Annotated in this window: 11 protein-coding genes and 2 riboswitches; of the genes, 5 read left to right on the top strand and 6 right to left on the bottom strand. The window is 61.4% G+C overall.

Annotated features, from left to right (window positions below; translation table 11 throughout):
• Window positions 1–39: 39 nt before the first annotated feature.
• Together metH and V3W27_RS05055 are read right to left on the bottom strand one after the other, a co-directional pair.
• Window positions 40–3,750 (bottom strand): methionine synthase, encoded by a 3,711-nt coding sequence (metH, locus tag V3W27_RS05060; protein WP_330206068.1) that lies wholly within the window; start codon window positions 3,748–3,750, stop codon window positions 40–42.
• A 5-nt stretch (window positions 3,751–3,755) separates the two neighbouring features.
• Window positions 3,756–4,007 carry a hypothetical protein gene (locus tag V3W27_RS05055; RefSeq protein WP_177325655.1) on the bottom strand — a complete coding sequence of 84 codons (252 nt, stop codon included), beginning with the start codon at window positions 4,005–4,007 and terminating at the stop codon, window positions 3,756–3,758.
• On the opposite strand from V3W27_RS05055, the gene V3W27_RS05050 reads away from it, so the two are divergent.
• The 3 genes from V3W27_RS05050 (at window position 3,907) to nfuA (ending at window position 8,053) form a co-directional block, all read left to right on the top strand.
• Window positions 3,907–6,201 carry a fatty acid cis/trans isomerase gene (locus V3W27_RS05050; RefSeq protein WP_330206067.1) on the top strand — a complete coding sequence of 765 codons (2,295 nt, stop codon included), beginning with the start codon at window positions 3,907–3,909 and terminating at the stop codon, window positions 6,199–6,201. The two genes, V3W27_RS05055 and V3W27_RS05050, sit on opposite strands and share 101 nt — an antisense overlap.
• A gap of 184 nt (window positions 6,202–6,385) precedes the next feature.
• On the top strand, window positions 6,386–7,411 hold the full coding sequence (locus V3W27_RS05045; protein WP_247269183.1) for an acyltransferase family protein: 1,026 nt from the start codon (window positions 6,386–6,388) through the stop codon (window positions 7,409–7,411).
• 57 nt (window positions 7,412–7,468) lie between these two features.
• Window positions 7,469–8,053 carry a Fe-S biogenesis protein NfuA gene (nfuA, locus tag V3W27_RS05040; protein WP_003225494.1) on the top strand — a complete coding sequence of 195 codons (585 nt, stop codon included), beginning with the start codon at window positions 7,469–7,471 and terminating at the stop codon, window positions 8,051–8,053.
• 146 nt (window positions 8,054–8,199) lie between these two features.
• Here nfuA and cobM read toward each other — a convergent pair whose 3' ends face one another.
• From cobM to V3W27_RS05020, 4 genes are all read right to left on the bottom strand, one after another.
• Window positions 8,200–8,946, bottom strand: a complete 747-nt coding sequence (gene cobM / locus V3W27_RS05035) for a precorrin-4 C(11)-methyltransferase (RefSeq protein WP_330206066.1) — start codon at window positions 8,944–8,946, stop codon at window positions 8,200–8,202.
• Window positions 8,947–9,027: 81 nt separating this feature from the next.
• Window positions 9,028–9,441, bottom strand: a complete 414-nt coding sequence (locus tag V3W27_RS05030; protein WP_098964192.1) for a cobalamin biosynthesis protein — start codon at window positions 9,439–9,441, stop codon at window positions 9,028–9,030.
• Entirely contained in the window at window positions 9,438–10,136 is a 699-nt protein-coding gene (locus V3W27_RS05025) for a CbtA family protein (RefSeq protein ID WP_330206065.1), read from the bottom strand. The genes V3W27_RS05030 and V3W27_RS05025 overlap by 4 nt, the downstream gene beginning before the upstream one ends.
• A gap of 11 nt (window positions 10,137–10,147) precedes the next feature.
• A complete protein-coding gene (locus V3W27_RS05020; RefSeq protein ID WP_003225486.1) occupies window positions 10,148–10,345 on the bottom strand; it encodes a CbtB domain-containing protein in 198 nt (65 codons plus the stop codon).
• Between the two features lie 123 nt (window positions 10,346–10,468).
• Window positions 10,469–10,689: riboswitch (cobalamin riboswitch) on the bottom strand.
• Between the two features lie 1,000 nt (window positions 10,690–11,689).
• Window positions 11,690–11,902: riboswitch (cobalamin riboswitch) on the top strand.
• A gap of 98 nt (window positions 11,903–12,000) precedes the next feature.
• Here V3W27_RS05020 and cobW point away from each other — a divergent pair.
• Both cobW and cobN read left to right on the top strand, forming a co-directional pair.
• Complete coding sequence (gene cobW / locus V3W27_RS05015; RefSeq protein ID WP_103485159.1) at window positions 12,001–13,071, top strand: cobalamin biosynthesis protein CobW; 1,071 nt, start codon at window positions 12,001–12,003, stop codon at window positions 13,069–13,071.
• A gap of 3 nt (window positions 13,072–13,074) precedes the next feature.
• Window positions 13,075–16,923 carry a cobaltochelatase subunit CobN gene (gene cobN, locus V3W27_RS05010; protein ID WP_330206064.1) on the top strand — a complete coding sequence of 1,283 codons (3,849 nt, stop codon included), beginning with the start codon at window positions 13,075–13,077 and terminating at the stop codon, window positions 16,921–16,923.
• The last annotated feature ends 8 nt before the right edge of the window (window positions 16,924–16,931 follow it).

Below are 16,931 nucleotides of genomic sequence, written 5' to 3'. Positions count from 1 at the left end.
CGGTCAGTCCCCGGCAGGTCCGGGGACTGAGCGTTGCGCTTATTCGTCGTAACCGAGGTTCGGCGCCAGCCAGCGCTCGGTCACGCTCAGTTCCTGACCTTTGCGCGAGGTGTAGCTCTGCACCTGATCCTTGTCGACCTTGCCGACGGCGAAGTATTGCGCCTGCGGATGGGCGAAGTACCAGCCGCTGACCGCTGCCGCCGGGAACATCGCGTAATGCTCGGTGAGGAACACGCCGCTGCGGCCCGCGCGCATTTCGCTGGCTTCAGGATCGAGCAGGGTGAACAGCGTGGCTTTCTCGGTGTGATCCGGGCAGGCCGGATAGCCCGGTGCCGGACGGATACCGGAATACTGCTCTTTGATCAGCGCGTCGTTGTCCAGCGCCTCATCCTTGGCGTAACCCCAGTGCTCTTTGCGCACTTGCTGGTGCAGCCATTCGGCGCAGGCCTCGGCCAGACGGTCGGCCAGTGCCTTGACCATGATCGAGTTGTAGTCGTCGCCAGCGTCCTGATAGGCCTTGGCGACTTCTTCGGCGCCGATGCCGGCGGTGGTGATGAAACCACCGACGTAGTCGGTCACTTCGCTGTCTTTCGGCGCAACGAAGTCGGCCAGCGAGAAATTCGGCTTGCCGTCGGTCTTGATGATCTGCTGACGCAGGTGATGCAGGCGCGCCATCGGCTTGCCGTCATCGCCGTACAGTTCGATGTCGTCGTCATGCACCTGATTGGCCGGCCAGAAACCGAACACCGCACGGGCGCTGATCAGCTTCTCGTCGATCAGCTTGGTGAGCATCTCGCGCGCGTCCTTGTACAGCGCGGTGGCGGCTTCACCGACCACTTCGTCTTCGAGGATGCGCGGGAATTTGCCGGCCAGATCCCAGGAGATGAAGAACGGCGTCCAGTCGATGTACTCGGCCAGAACGTTGAGGTCGATGTTGTCCAGCACGCGAGTGCCGGTGAAGGTCGGCTTGACCGGCGTGTAGTTCGCCCAGTCGAACTGCGGCTTCTTGGCGATCGCCGCCGCGTAGCTCAGGCGCTCGGTACGGGCGCTGCGGTTGGCGGTGCGCTCACGCACATCGACGTATTCCAGACGGGTCTTCTCGACGAAACCGGCCTTGAGTTCCTTGGACAGCAACTGCGTCGCGACACCGACCGCACGCGAGGCGTCGGTGACGTAGACCACCGCATCGTTGCTGTACTTCGGCTCGATCTTCACGGCGGTGTGCGCCTTGGACGTGGTCGCGCCACCGATCATCAGTGGCAGATGGAAATCCTGACGCTGCATTTCGCGGGCAACGTGGACCATCTCGTCCAGCGACGGAGTGATCAGCCCTGACAGGCCGATGATGTCGCACTTTTCTTCCTTGGCGACCTGGAGGATTTTCTCCGCCGGGACCATCACGCCGAGGTCGACGATGTCGTAGCCGTTGCAACCCAGCACCACGCCGACGATGTTCTTGCCGATGTCGTGTACGTCGCCTTTTACTGTGGCCATCAGGATCTTGCCTTTGGCTTCCGGCTTGTCGCCTTTTTCCAGTTCGATGAACGGGATCAGATGCGCCACGGCTTGCTTCATCACGCGGGCGGATTTCACCACCTGCGGCAGGAACATTTTGCCGGCGCCGAACAGGTCGCCGACGATGTTCATGCCGGACATCAGCGGGCCTTCGATGACCTCGATCGGACGGGCGAACGACTGGCGCGACTCTTCGGTGTCTTCAACGATGTGGGTGGTGATGCCTTTGACCAGCGCATGCTCCAGACGCTTGTTGACGTCCCAGCTGCGCCACTCTTCGGTCTCGGCTTCCTTGACGCTGCCGTCGCCCTTGTACTTGTCGGCGATGGCGAGGAGGGCGTCGGTGCCTTCCGGTGTGCGGTTGAGGATCACGTCTTCGACGGCGTCGCGCAGCTCCTGCGGGATCTGGTCGTAGATTTCCAGCTGACCGGCGTTGACGATACCCATGGTCAGGCCGGCGCGGATCGCGTACAGCAGGAACACCGAGTGAATCGCTTCACGCACCGGGTTGTTGCCACGGAACGAGAACGACACGTTGGACACGCCGCCGGAACTCAGCGCATACGGCAGCTCGTCGCGGATATAGGCACAGGCGTTGATGAAGTCCACAGCGTAGTTGTTGTGTTCTTCGATGCCGGTGGCCACGGCGAAGATGTTCGGATCGAAGATGATGTCTTCCGGCGGGAAGCCGACTTCGTTGACCAGAATGTCGTAGGAGCGTTTGCAGATTTCTTTCTTGCGCGCTTCGGTGTCGGCCTGGCCGGCTTCGTCGAACGCCATCACCACCACCGCAGCGCCGTAGCGTTTGCACAGCTTGGCGTGATGGATGAACTGCTCGACGCCTTCTTTCATGCTGATTGAGTTGACGATGCCCTTGCCCTGAATGCACTTCAGGCCGGCTTCGATCACTTCCCATTTCGACGAGTCGATCATGATCGGCACGCGCGAGATGTCCGGTTCACCGGCGATCAGATTGAGGAAGGTCACCATGGCCTTCTTCGAATCGAGCATGCCTTCGTCCATGTTGATGTCGATCACCTGCGCGCCGGCCTCGACCTGCTGCAGGGCGACTTCCAGGGCTTCGGTGTAATTGTCTTCACGGATCAGACGGGCGAACTTGGCGGAACCGGTGATGTTGGTGCGCTCGCCGACGTTGACGAACAGCGAGCTGCGATCGATGGTGAACGGTTCCAGACCGGACAGGCGGCAAGCCTTGGGAATGTCCGGAATCTGTCGCGGCGCGTAACCGGCCACGGCTTTGGCGATGGCTTCGATATGGCCCGGGGTGGTGCCGCAGCAACCGCCGACGATATTGAGGAAGCCGCTCTGGGCAAATTCTTCGATGACTTTGGCGGTGTCCACCGGCAATTCGTCGTACTCGCCGAACTCGTTCGGCAGACCGGCGTTCGGGTGCGCGGAAACGTGGGTGCTGGCCTTGTTCGACAGCTCTTCCAGGTATGGGCGCAGTTCACTGGCGCCGAGCGCGCAGTTGAGGCCGACCGAGATTGGTTTGGCGTGGGCCACCGAGTTCCAGAACGCTTCGGTGGTCTGGCCCGACAGGGTACGGCCGGACGCATCGGTGATGGTCCCGGAAATCATGATCGGCAGTTCGATGTGCAGCTCTTCGAACACCCCTTGCACGGCGAAGATCGCGGCTTTGGCGTTGAGCGTGTCGAAAATGGTTTCGATCAGGATCAGATCGACGCCGCCCTCGATCAGGCCTTTGGTGGCTTCGGTGTAGTTCTCCACCAGTTCATCGAAGGTGACGTTGCGGTAGCCGGGGTTGTTGACGTCCGGCGACAGCGAGCAGGTGCGGCTGGTCGGGCCGAGCACGCCGGCGACGAAACGCGGCTTGTCCGGGTTCTCGGCGGTCTTGGCGTCGGCCACCTTGCGCGCCAGTCGCGCGCCTTCTACGTTTAATTCGTACGCCAGCTCTTCCATGCCGTAGTCGGCCATGGAAATGCGCGTGGCGTTGAAGGTGTTGGTTTCCAGAATGTCGGCGCCGGCATCCAGATAGGCCTTTTCGATGCCGCCGATCACGTCCGGACGGGTAATCACCAGCAGGTCGTTGTTGCCCTTGACGTCACTCGGCCAGTCAGCGAAGCGTTTGCCGCGATAATCCTGTTCTTCGAGCTTGTAGCTCTGGATCATCGTGCCCATGCCGCCGTCGAGAATCAGGATGCGCTCTTTGAGGGCTTGCTTGAGAGCTTGAAGGCGGACGCTGCGATCGGACATTGGGACTACTCGAAAAGACCATGACGAAGGGCCGGGATCATAACAAACCTGTGCGCTTTTGGAGCACGTGCTGCTTTTGCATGAATATCGTTCATGTTGGTACGAGCGTCATACTGTAGAATCGCGGGCGTTTTTTTCACGATCGGGATCATGGGCATGTCGTACCGCGTCATCAGCATTTTCTTGCTGTTCTTAAGCTGGGGCGCCATTGCGCAGGAACCCGCGATCTCACCTTCTATTTCATATACGCGTGACATCCAGCCAATCTTCACCGAGAAGTGTGTGGCCTGCCATGCCTGCTACGACTCGGCGTGCCAGCTCAATCTGGGCAGCGGCGAAGGCGCAGGGCGGGGCGCAAGCAAGATGCCGGTCTACGACGGCGAACGCACTCAGGCGGCGCCGACCACGCGGCTGTTCTACGACGCCTTCGGCAAACGTGCCTGGCAGCAGAAGGGCTTTTATTCGGTACTCGATGCCCAGGGTAGCCAAGCGGCGCTGATGGCGCGGATGCTGGAACTGGGCCACAAAACCCCGCTGACCCCGAATGCCAAGCTGCCGGAAGACATCGTGCTCGGCCTGCAACGGGAAAACATGTGCGCGATGCCCGCCGAGTTTGACGGCTATGCCGGCGCCCACCCGAAAGAAGGCATGCCGCTGGCGGTGACCGGGCTGACCGATCAGCAATACCAGACCCTGCAACGCTGGCTGGCGTCCGGTGCGCCGATCGACGAGCAGGGGCTGGCGCCGAGCGCCAGGGAAGCGCTGCAAATCGTCCAGTGGGAAAACCTGCTCAATGCGCCGGGGGCGCGGCAGAGTCTGGTCGGGCGCTGGCTGTTCGAACACTGGTTCCTCGCGCATATCTATTTCAAGGACGGCGAGCCGGGGCACTACTTCCAGTGGGTGCGTTCGCGCACGCCGACAGGGCAGCCGATCGACCTGATCGCCACCCGCCGCCCGAATGACGATCCGGGCACTCAGGTGTATTACCGGTTGTGGCCGGTGCAAGGGGTGATCGTGCACAAGACCCACATCACCTATCCGCTGAGTGCGGCGAAGATGGCGCGGGTCAAGAGTCTGTTCTACAGCGGCAACTGGCAGGTCAATGCGCTGCCGGGTTACGGCCCGCAGAGCCGGGCCAACCCGTTCGCCACTTTCGAGGCGATTCCGGCACAGGCGCGTTACCAGTTCATGCTCGATAACGCTGAATACTTCGTCCGCACCTTCATTCGCGGGCCGGTGTGCCGTGGGCAGATTGCGACGGATGTGATCCGCGATAACTTCTGGGCGCTGTTCCAGGCCCCGGAACATGATCTTTACATCACCGACCCCAACTATCGCGGCCAGGCCACGCCGTTGTTGGCAATGCCCGGGCAGAACGACGACGTCGGAAGTGTGCTGAGCCTGTGGCACAACTACCGCAACAAGCGCAACGAATACGAAGCCCTGCGCCGCGACAGTTACGCCGAACTGCCGGCTCCGAGCTGGTCAACCCTGTGGGCCGGCAACGACAACGCGCTGCTGAGCATTTTCCGCCACTTCGACAGTGCGTCGGTGACCAAAGGCCTGATCGGCGAAGTGCCACAGACCATGTGGCTGTTCGACTATCCACTGCTGGAGCGCACCTATTATCAGTTGGCGGTCAATTTCGATGTGTTCGGCAACGTCTCCCATCAGGCGCAAACCCGCCTGTATTTCGACCTGATCCGCAACGGCGCCGAGCAGAACTTCCTGCGCCTGATGCCGGCCGATTCCCGCGAGGACTACCTCGACGATTGGTACCAAAGCAGCGGCCAGTTCAAGATGTGGCTCGACTATGAGGCGATCGACGACGACAAACCGACCGCGCTGAAACTCGATCCGAAGGACCCGAAATACGACTTCGCCATGCAGTTGCTGGCGCGTTACGGCGACCTGAATGCGCGGCCGGATCCGATCAATCGCTGTGACGGCGCCTATTGCTCGCGACCGAATATCGACCCGGCGCTACAGAACGCCGAGCAGGCGCTGAGTCGCCTGACCTCGCGTCCGGCCGGCGGTTTGAAGGTGATCGACCAATTGCCGGAAGCAACCATGCTGCGCATCGAATCTCGCAGCGGCAAACGCGAGGTGTACAGCCTGCTGCGCAATCGCGCGCACAGCAACGTGGCGTTCCTGTTGGGCGAGTCGCTGCGCTATCAGCCAGGGCTGGACACCTTGACCATTTACCCGGGCGTGCTCAGCAGCTATCCGAACTTCATCTTCAACATTCCGGCCGAGCAAGTATCGGAATTTGTCGATGCCATGGAGAATGCCAAGGATGCCGATCGTTTCGAGAAAATCGTCGAACGCTGGGGGATCCGTCGCAGTCATCCGCAATTCTGGTTCTATTTCCACGACCTGAGCCAATACCTCCACGAAACTGACCCGGTGGAAGAGGGCGTGCTGGACATGAACCGCTACGAGAATCTTTGATCGTTTAATACAGGTCGACTGTCCTAATTCTTGGCAACACCGCACATTCCCTGTAGGAGTGAGCCTGCTCGCGATGGCGTCAGTCCATTCAGAATGGTTGTCGCCTGACATGCCGTCATCGCGAGCAGGCTCACTCCTACAAGGGGTCGGTGGTGGTTTTGAGAGTTGTGGACAGGAGCCGATCATGTTGATTTCAGTGCAGGCCCTGCGAGCGCTTGCCGCGTGGACGGTGGTCTGTCACCACTTCATGCAGATTTTCTTCGACTTCAAGGCGCGCGGCCCGGTCGGGCAGTTCTTCATCGACAAAGGCGCAGTCGGCGTCGATGTTTTCTTCGTCATCAGTGGTCTGGTGATTTTCCTCTCCACCGAAAGCAAAGCACTGCCGCCCGCGCGCTTCCTGCTGTACCGACTTTTTCGCATCGTCCCGGCGTACTGGCTGTACACGCTGTTGATGGCGTTGCTGGTGCTGTTCGCCCGGCCAATGTTGCCGGATCAGACGGTGGACTGGGCGCATTTCCTCGCGTCGCTGTTATTCATTCCTGCGCAAAACCCCGGCGGCTACGGGATTTATCCGACGCTGAATGTCGGCTGGACACTCAACTACGAAATGCTCTTCTATGTGTTGTTTGCATGCGCGCTGGTGTTCCGCTGGCAGGTGCGCTTGCTGGTGGTCGCCGCGTTGCTGTTTTCGGTGTGTCAGGCGTTCGGCTGGCTCAACGAGTTTTACCGTTCCGACATCGTCTACGAGTTTCTGCTGGGGATCGGCATTGGCGTGCTCTATCGCCGGGGCTGGATTGGCGCCGGCCTGTGGCTGCCGCTGTTGGCGATGGGCGCTGCGATGATGGCGATCTATCACCTGGCACCGGCGCCAAGGTTATTGAACTGGGGCGTGCCGAGCGCGGTGCTGGTGATGGCTTGCATGGCGCTGGAGCGCTACGTCGAGCGCAATCGGGTGATGAAATGGCTCGGTGACTGTTCCTATTCGGTGTATCTGATGCACGTGTTGGTGTTGTCGGTTGGTGGTTTTATCGCGCGACGCTACGGAATCAACCCGTATCTGATGTTCATCGTCTGCGCTCTGGCGATTGGTGGGGGGTCATGGTTGAGCTACGAATGGGTGGAAAAACGCAGCTATCAGTGGCTTAAAGCGCGGATCGAGGGCGAACCGATGCGCGCACCTGTCGAGAATCTTTCCCGACAAAAATACTAGGACTTTGTCCGGCGCAATGATTGGCGTAAACTGCGCCCAAGCCTGCGAGGAGTTTCCATGACCGCTATTACCATTACCGACGCCGCCCACGATTACCTGGCCGATCTGCTCTCCAAGCAGAACACCCCGGGCATCGGCATCCGCGTCTTCATCACCCAGCCTGGCACCCAGTACGCCGAAACCTGCATTGCCTATTGCAAGCCGGGCGAAGAAAAACCTGAAGATACCGCGCTGGGGCTGAAAAGCTTCACCGCCTATATCGATTCGTTCAGCGAAGCGTTCCTTGACGACGCCGTCGTCGATTACGCCACCGACCGCATGGGCGGCCAGCTGACCATCAAGGCGCCAAACGCCAAAGTGCCGATGGTCAACGCCGACAGCCCGGTCAACGAGCGCATCAACTACTACCTGCAAACCGAAATCAACCCGGGGCTGGCCAGCCACGGCGGTCAGGTCAGCCTGATCGATGTGGTCGAGGACGGCATTGCCGTGCTGCAGTTCGGCGGCGGCTGCCAGGGCTGCGGCCAGGCCGACGTGACCCTGAAGGAAGGCATCGAGCGCACCTTGCTCGAGCGAATTCCAGAGCTCAAAGGTGTGCGCGACGTGACCGACCACACGCAGAAAGAAAACGCCTACTACTGAGTAAGGTGTTCACTGCGAACACGAAAAACGGCGCCCCGTGAGCGCCGTTTTTTTGCGTGAAATTCAATGATGCCTTCGCGAGCAAGCCCGCTCCCACATTTGGGCGCATTCCAAATGTGGGAGCGGGCTTGCTCGCGAAAGGGCCTTCATGGGCGATAGAGATGTGCATGCCCCGCGCGATACAGCGACGATTCGCTGAAAATCTCACTCCCCAACACCCGTCCCACCAGAATCAACGCTGTACGCCGAAACCCCTTGGCCGCAACCTTCTCGGCAATATTTTCCAGCGTCCCCACCACCCAATCCTGATCCGGCCATGTCGCCCGGTGAATCACCGCAATCGGGCAATCCGCGCCGTAATGCGGCAGCAGTTCAGCGATGATCTTCTGCAGATGATTGACCCCCAGATGAATCGCCATGGTCGCGCCATGCTGTGCCAGACTGCTCAGCTCCTCACCTGCCGGCATTGCGGTCTTGTCCGCGTAGCGGGTCAGAATCACACTCTGCGACACGTCCGGCAGTGTCAGTTCCGCGCCTAGCAAGGCTGCACACGCTGCGGTTGCGGTGACGCCGGGAATGATCTCGAACGGAATCTGCAGCTCGCGCAGATAACGAATCTGCTCGCCAATCGCGCCATACAGGCTCGGATCACCCGAATGCACCCGCGCTACGTTCTGGCCCTTGGCATGAGCGGTTGTGATCAATTCAATGATCTGCTCCAGATGCAATTCGGCGCTGTTGACCACGGTTTCAGCCTGATGCCCCTCCAGCACAGCAGCCGGTACCAGCGAGCCTGCGTAGATGATCACCGGGCAACTGCGGATCAGCCGCTGGCCTTTGACGGTGATCAATTCCGGGTCGCCGGGGCCGGCGCCGATGAAGTAGACGGTCATGAAGAAATCCTGTGAAAAACGGGGCAGGGCAACGCTTCAGATGAAGATTGCTCATGATCAAACGGGGGGATTATCGGGAATTTACGCAGCGCCGGCCAATGCCAAGGTTGCCTGAGCGTATTTTTGCCGGGAAATCAGCAGTTTTGCCGGTGCCTGAATCAACTGCTCGGCAAGGGCCAGAGCGGCACTTTCCGCCACGCCGTAGCAACCGGTGCGCTCATAGGCGATCTGCGAATGGTGGCTCAGGCGTTGCTGATAATTGGCCAGTTCGTCGCTGCTGAAATACAACAGCGGCAGCGCCAGTTGACTGGCCAGTTCCTGCAGGCCGGGTTCATCGCGTTTAAGATCGATACTGGCCAAGGCCTTGACCGCTTCCAGCTCGATGCGATGCGCCTGCAACGCCTGATCGAGTAACGCGCGCAGCGTGCTGACCGGGCAGCCGCGCTGGCAGCCCAGGCCGACCACAAAGGTCGGCGCTGCGCGGTCATCGGTCATGCGTGGTATTGACCATCGCTTTTGCGGCGGAACAACCAGGCGCTGATCAGGCCCAGGGCCAGCCAGAACGCCACGTTGGTCAACTGCGAAGCGATTTTGAACTGGGTTTCCAGCGCTTCCGGGGCGAGCATCGAATGCACTTCCGGTTGCGGAGCGCCGATCACGTGCGGCACGGCCAGGATCGCCACGCCCAGCAACTTCATCAACCAGTGGCGGCTGAACACAACCAACGCCAGGCCAACAGCGGTGGAGGCAGCGGTGCCGATCCACCAGGTTTGCCGCGAAGCCAGATCGGCTGCGGCGGTGCCCGGCAGTTCAGGCGGCAGGCCCAGGGTCGGCGCAAGGACGAAGGTCGCGTAGCCGGCCAGGCCCCAGAGCAGGCCTTGCGAGGTTTTGGTCGGTGCACGCAAGGTGTACAGGCCGGCGAGCATCAGGGCGAAACCGACTGCCACCACCAGATTGCCGCCGGTGGTCGAGACCACGCGTTGCCAGCCGTCCTCCGGCTCCCAGGCTTCGGCGTCATGGTTGTGAGCAGCCGTACCGGCGGCGTGTTCGTGAACGGCCACCGGTTCGGACTTCTCGAAGGTTTCGGCTTGTAGAATCAGCGGCGAGACCCAGAAACTTTGCAGCAACGTCAGCAGCAGGGCGGCCAGCAGGCCGGTGAAACCTGCGGTTTGCGCGATACGCTTGATCATGTCGGCAGGTCTCAGTGGCACGGGAACGCGGCGCTGTGGCGGGTATCGTGGGCGGCGTTATGCACCGCTTCGATGTGCGAGAAACCGGCGAAGTACACAAGGCTGGCCCCCAGAATCGACGCGAAGATTGCGGCGGTCAGGCGTTGGCTCAAGGTGGCGGTGCTGGAGATTTTGTCGGTGTTGCTGCCGGTGCTGCTGATGATCGACATGGCGCTTCCCTCTGGAGTGTCAGCGGGTGATATAGAGCGCATGAAAACCCCTGCGAGTCGGGCACGCAAAGGTTCGAACAGCGCCCGCCCACCGCGGGTTTGTTATGTTCAGCGACGCACAATGCGCACTGTGTGTTGCGGGCCGGTCTCCGGGCTCACGAGGGGTTGGCGTCTGGCCGACCTGCAAGCGTCACCTTCCCATGCCGTATGGCACAGTGGATTTGACGCTTCGCTCGCTTACCGTTGCGGGGGCAGCACCGGACTGACATGGCTTTGAGTAAAGCACATGATTCACCGGTTTCCCGTTTCACCCTGTGAAGGGCACCCGTAACAAGTTGTGTAGGAGACCATGAGGGGAGGATTTGAGTCAATTGGGATTGGGGGCATATCCGTTGCTGCGGTAACGGCCACTTAGGGTTCCGCCCTTACGGCGGGTCACTTTTGGCAAACGCCCGGAATGCCGGCCCAGCCAAAAGTAACCAAAAGGTCTATGCCCTGACGTTCGGCCCTCGCTTAGGCTCGGGTTCCTTCGCTCCGGGATTCATCCGGGGGGCAGCGCCTACGGTTTGCTTCGCTGCACCTCCTCTCGCTGTGTTTGGCTGCGCCAAACGGTCGCTACGCTCCCACCCCCGGATAAACCCCTCCACTCAGCCTGCCGACGGGCCCTCAGATCAAAAGCGGTACTCGAGCTAACGCTCATTGTGTTGAGTGGGGCGGCTGCGCCGCATGGGGCTGTACACAATCTAAACTGTGGGAGCGGGCTTGCTCGCGAAGGCGGCCTGACAGCCGACCAATCTCTAACTGAATACACCCACTCCCGTGTAGGAGCTGCCGAAGGCTGCGATCTTTTGATCTGCTTTGGCTTTGGCTTTGGCTTTGGCTTTGGCTTTGGCTTTGGCTCTGGCTTTTGATGTGGCTTTTGATCTTCTGCCCCTTCGGCAGGCCGAGCGTAGGTGTCCATCAGGGGGAAGGCGCGCAGCGCCATGCGGCGAAGCCGCATACATCGAGAGGAGGTGCAGCGAAGCAAACCGTAGGCGATGCCCCCGGATGGACACCGTAGCGAGGGAACACTGAGCCTAAGCGAAGTGCCGTACGCCGGGGCAAAGCCTTTTGGGTTACCTTTTCGGCGTTTGGAAAAGGTGACTCGCTGTAAGAGCGAAACCGCCAGAGGCAACACCCGAAGAAACGGATATGCCCCCCAAACCCCAAATCCCAAACCTCAAACCCAGCGTTTGGAAAAAGTGACTCGCTGTAAGAGCGAAACCGCCAGCGGCAACCCCCGCAGCAACGGATATGCCCCCAATCCAAAAAAAACCAAAGCATTGACCCATCCTCAAGCCATGCGTAGCCTTGCGCTTTCGAGGTTCTTCGGCCCACGCCGAAGCTAAGAAGGGAACGCGGTCAAAGCCGCGGCTGCCCCCGCAACTGTGAACGGTGAAGTTCGTTGCCACGCCACTGCCAGCTCAATCCACTGAGCCCGCGGGAAGGCGCAGCGAACGCCGGGTCCAAGGCCCGAACACCGTCAGCCAGGAGACCTGCCTCGTCACAGATTTCTCACTACAACCGGGCGGGGTGATCCGGTGGCGAATTCTTCCGCGCGCACGCTCGCAGCGGATCTCGTCCCGTATGCCCGCCACCTTGCCAAAGGGCATCCGATGAAAACACTGGCCAAACTCCCCGTCACCATCGTCACCGGTTTCCTCGGCTCGGGCAAAACCACCTTGCTGCGACACATGCTCGACAACGCTCAGGGCCGTCGCATCGCCGTGATCGTTAACGAATTCGGCGAACTGGGCATCGACGGTGAGATCCTCAAGCAATGCACCATCGGCTGCACCGAAGAAGAAGCCACTGGCCGCGTCTACGAACTGGCCAACGGTTGCCTGTGCTGCACGGTGCAGGAAGAGTTCTTCCCGGTGATGCGTGAACTGGTCGCCCGGCGCGGTGACCTCGATCACATCCTGATCGAGACGTCCGGTCTGGCCCTGCCAAAACCGCTGGTACAAGCCTTCCAGTGGCCGGAAATCCGCAGCGCCTGCACCGTGGATGCGGTGATCACCGTGGTCGACAGCCCGGCCGTGGCCGCCGGCACGTTTGCCGCGTTCCCGGATCAGGTCGATGCCCAGCGCAAACTCGACCCGAACCTCGATCACGAATCGCCGCTGCACGAGCTGTTCGCCGACCAACTGGCCAGCGCCGATCTGGTGATCCTCAACAAGGCCGACCAGACCAGCGCCGAAGATCTGGCTCGCGTTCGCGCCGAAGTCGCCGAAGAACTGCCGCCAGCGGTGAAAATCATCGAAGCCAGCAACGGTCGCCTGCCACTGGACGTGCTGATCGGTCTCGGTGCCGGATCCGAAGAACATATCGACAGCCGCCACAGCCATCACGATCACCATCACGACGGTGATGACGACCACGATGACCACGATCACGACGCCTTCGATTCGATCTCCATCGAACTGCCGCAAGCCGACGAAAGCCTGCTGCTCGACGCGCTGACGCAGTTGGTGGTCAAGCATGGCATCCTGCGTGTGAAGGGCTTCGCGGCGATTCCGAACAAGCCGATGCGCCTGTTGATTCAAGGCGTGGGCACGCGTTTCGACAAGCACTTCGACCGCCAGTGGGGCGCTGATGAAGCGCGCGTCACCCGTCTGGTGCTGATCGGTCAGGAACTCGACGCCGCGCAACTCGAAGCGCAACTGCGCGCCGCGCTCAGCGTTTAAGCGATGCACCTGCTCAGGACCCAGCCCGGCGGTTTCGTGTCGGATGACAACATTGCCGACCTTGGACAAACCCCCGCCGAGCTGGTGATCCTGTGCAGCGGCGATTCCAGCCTGGCGCTGCTCGCCGAAGCCGCGCAGCAATTGCCCGAGGATTACCCGAGCCTGCGCCTGGCCAATCCGATGCAGGTGCAGAATCACGCCTCGGTCGACCTGTATGTCGATGAGGTGTTGCGTCACGCGAAGGTCATTCTGATTTCGCTGCACGGCGGCATCGCCTATTGGCGTTACGGCGTCGAGCGTCTGGTGGAATTGTCCGAGCGCGGGGTGCAGGTGATTCTGGTGCCGGGCGATGATCGTCCCGACCCGGAACTCAGCGACCTGAGCACGGTGCCCGCCGAAGATCGCGACCGCCTCTGGCAGTTCTTGCGTCAGGGTGGCATGGGCAATGCGCTGGACTTCTTCCATTGCCTGGCCAACCGCTGGCTGGCGCGTGACTACGCCTGGGGCGAGCCGCAGGCGTTGCCGCGTACAGCGATTTACCACCCACAGAAAAACACCGCCGCACTGAGCGACTGGCAAGCCGAATGGCTGCCCGGTCAACCGGTCGCGGCGGTGTTGTTTTATCGCTCGCATTTGCAAGCGGCGAACACCGCGTTCATCGATGTGTTCTGCCAGCGCTTGCAGGCGGCGGGGCTCAATCCGTTGCCGATCGCCGTCGCCAGCCTGAAAGAACCCGGCTGTCTGAGCGTGGTCGAGGACTGGCTGGATGAGGTTGAGGCGGCGGTGATTCTCAACACCACCGGTTTCGCGCAATCCAGCCCGGAAGCGCCGCACCTGCGCCCGTTCCGGCGCAATATTCCGGTGATTCAGGCGATCTGCGCTCAGGACAACGAGCCGGGCTGGCGCGACAGCGAGCAGGGCCTGGGGCCACGGGATCTGGCGATGCACATTGCCTTGCCGGAACTCGACGGGCGCATCATCAGCCGGCCGATCAGCTTCAAGGATCTGGCCTGGCGCAGCGAGCGCAGCCAGTCCGACGTGGTCTGCTACCGGGCGCAACCCGAACGCATGGATTTCGTCGCTGAACTGGCGCGGCGCTGGAGCGATCTGGCGCGGCTGCCGAACACGGAAAAACGCATTGCGCTGATCCTCGCCAACTACCCGACCCGCGATGGTCGAATCGGCAATGGCGTCGGTCTGGACACGCCGGCGGCGGCATTGAATATCCTGCGCGCGTTGCAGGCGGAAGGCTTCCCGCTGACGGCGGAGTTGCCGGACAGCGGCACCGAACTGATCCAGCAATTGCTCGGCGGCGTGAGCAACGACCTCGACAGCATCGACCTGCGGCCGTGCCAGCAAAGTCTGGCGATGGATGCCTATCTGGCGATGTTCAACGCGCTGCCGCAAGCCAATCGCGCGGCAGTGCTGGAACGCTGGGGCGCGCCGCAAAACGATCCGATGTGCCGCGACGGGCGGATGATGATCGCCGGGCTGCGTTTTGGCCTGACCTTCGTCGGCATTCAACCGGCGCGCGGTTATCAGGTCGATCCGAGCGCGGTGTACCACGACCCGGATCTGGTGCCGCCGCACGGCTATCTGGCGTTCTATTTCTGGCTGCGCAACACCTACGGCGCGCACGCAGTGATTCATGTCGGCAAGCACGGCAACCTCGAATGGTTGCCGGGCAAGGGCGTCGGCCTTTCGGAAAATTGCTGGCCGGACGCATTGCTCGGCCCGCTGCCGAACATTTATCCGTTTATCGTCAACGACCCGGGCGAGGGCGCCCAGGCCAAACGGCGCACGCAAGCGGTGATCATCGACCACCTGATGCCGCCGCTGACCCGTGCCGAAACCTACGGCCCGCTGCGCAATCTGGAACTGCTGGCCGACGAATATTACGAAGCGCAACTGCTCGATCCGCGTCGCGCCCGCGAGCTGCAGCGCGACATTCTGCAACTGGTGCGCGAGACGCAGATTGACCGCGAACTGCAACTCGACGCCGGTCTGGACAGCGACGCCGACGCAGCGATCTGGCTGCCGCGTCTGGACACCTATCTGTGTGACCTGAAGGAATCGCAGATCCGCGATGGCCTGCACATCTTTGGCGAGTCGCCGACCGGACGTTTGCGCATCGATACGTTGCTGGCCTTGCTGCGCATTCCGCGTGGCGACGGCAAGGGCGCGCAGTCGAGTCTGCTGCGGGCGTTGGCCAAGGCCTTCGAGTTGGGCTTTGATCCGCTGGATTGTGTGCTTGCCGATCCATGGAACGGCCCGCGTCCGCCAGAGCTGCAAAGCCTCAGCGAAGAAATCTGGCGCACTGCCGGCGATACCCGCGAACGCCTTGAGCTATTCGCCACCCAACTGATCTCCGAAACATTGCACGCCCCTTGTAGGAGTGAGCCTGCTCGCGATAGCGGTATGTCATTCAACACTGAATTGCCTGACCTGACGCCATCGCGAGCAGGCTCACTCCTACAGGAACCGAGGGGGGCTGAAGTCAGTGCAATCATTGAAAATCTGCGCGAAGTCGTCGCCCCACGCCTCGACGCCTGCGGCCCCGCCGAAATGCGCGGTCTGCTTGACGCCCTCAACGGTCGCTTCGTCCCCGCCGGCCCAAGCGGCGCACCCAGCCGTGGCCGTCTCGACGTGTTGCCCACCGGGCGCAACTTCTACTCGGTGGATGTGCGCAACCTGCCGACCACTACCGCGTGGCGCATTGGTTTCCAGTCCGCCACGTTGATTCTCGAGCGGCATTTGCAGGATCACGGCGACCACCTGCGTCAGCTCGGCCTGTCGGTGTGGGGCACCGCGACCATGCGCACTGGCGGCGACGACATCGCTCAGGCCATGGCGCTAATGGGCGTGCGCCCGGTGTGGGCCACCGGCAGTCAGCGCGTCGATGATTTCGAGATTCTGCCGCTGAGCCTGCTCGACCGGCCACGGGTCGACGTCACGCTGCGGGTCTCGGGTTTTTTCCGCGATGCTTTTGCCAACCTGATTCGTCTGTTCGACGCCGCCGTGCAAGCGGTGGCGGCGCTGGACGAACCGGATGACCTCAACCCGCTGGCGGCGAAGGTGCGTGCCGAGCGCGAGGCGCTGTTGCAATCGGGGCTGGATGCCGACGCGGCGCGGCGCCAGGCCGGCTGGCGGATTTTCGGCGCCAAACCCGGAGCCTATGGCGCGGGCGTACAGGGCGCCATCGACGGTCGCCTGTGGCAGAGCCGCGAAGATCTGGCCGAGGTCTATCTGAATTGGGGCGCTTACGCTTACGGCGGGGCGGACGAGGGCACCGCCGCTCGTGAACAGTTCGTCCAGCGTCTGAGTCAGGTGCAAGCGGTGCTACAGAACCAGGACAATCGCGAGCACGACTTGCTCGATTCCAACGACTATTACCAGTTTCAGGGCGGCATGCTCGCGGCGGTGGAAACCCTGCGCGGCGAAGCGGCGGCGAGTTATCACGGCGATCACAGCCAGCCGGATCTGCCGAGAATCCGTACCCTGAAAGAAGAACTGAACCGGGTGATACGCTCGCGGGCGGCCAATCCGAAATGGATCGAAGGGGTCAAGCGTCATGGCTATAAAGGCGCCTTCGAACTGGCGGCGACAGTCGATAACCTGTTCGCTTTCGACGCCACCACGCAACTGATCGATGATCATCAGTACGCGTTGCTGGCGGACGCCTACTTGCTCGACCCGGCGACCCGCGATTTTGTTCGTGAACACAATCCGCATGCGCTGCGCGACATGACCGAGCGCATGCTGGAAGCGCAGCAGCGCGGGATGTGGCAGGAGCCCGGCGTGTATAAAGAAGCACTGGAAAACCTGCTGCTGGATATAGAAGAAGACACCTGACACACCAC

It is taken from the genome of Pseudomonas sp. AM14(2022) (assembly GCF_036346455.1).
Taxonomy (GTDB): Bacteria; Pseudomonadota; Gammaproteobacteria; order Pseudomonadales; family Pseudomonadaceae; genus Aquipseudomonas; species Aquipseudomonas putida_A.
This window is presented reverse-complemented; position numbering and strand designations above follow the sequence as displayed.

Excerpts from the sequence above, each read along its gene's own strand:
- nfuA (WP_003225494.1), top strand. The coding sequence starts at position 7,469 with ATGACCGCTATTACCATTACCGACGCCGCCCACGATTACCTGGCCGAT.
- cobN (WP_330206064.1), top strand. The coding sequence starts at position 13,075 with ATGCACCTGCTCAGGACCCAGCCCGGCGGTTTCGTGTCGGATGACAAC.
- V3W27_RS05055 (WP_177325655.1), bottom strand. The coding sequence starts at position 4,007 with ATGTCACGCGTATATGAAATAGAAGGTGAGATCGCGGGTTCCTGCGCA.
- cobW (WP_103485159.1), top strand. The coding sequence starts at position 12,001 with ATGAAAACACTGGCCAAACTCCCCGTCACCATCGTCACCGGTTTCCTC.
- metH (WP_330206068.1), bottom strand. The coding sequence starts at position 3,750 with ATGTCCGATCGCAGCGTCCGCCTTCAAGCTCTCAAGCAAGCCCTCAAA.
- V3W27_RS05050 (WP_330206067.1), top strand. The coding sequence starts at position 3,907 with ATGTCGTACCGCGTCATCAGCATTTTCTTGCTGTTCTTAAGCTGGGGC.
- cobM (WP_330206066.1), bottom strand. The coding sequence starts at position 8,946 with ATGACCGTCTACTTCATCGGCGCCGGCCCCGGCGACCCGGAATTGATC.
- V3W27_RS05045 (WP_247269183.1), top strand. The coding sequence starts at position 6,386 with ATGTTGATTTCAGTGCAGGCCCTGCGAGCGCTTGCCGCGTGGACGGTG.
- V3W27_RS05030 (WP_098964192.1), bottom strand. The coding sequence starts at position 9,441 with ATGACCGATGACCGCGCAGCGCCGACCTTTGTGGTCGGCCTGGGCTGC.
- V3W27_RS05025 (WP_330206065.1), bottom strand. The coding sequence starts at position 10,136 with ATGATCAAGCGTATCGCGCAAACCGCAGGTTTCACCGGCCTGCTGGCC.
- V3W27_RS05020 (WP_003225486.1), bottom strand. The coding sequence starts at position 10,345 with ATGTCGATCATCAGCAGCACCGGCAGCAACACCGACAAAATCTCCAGC.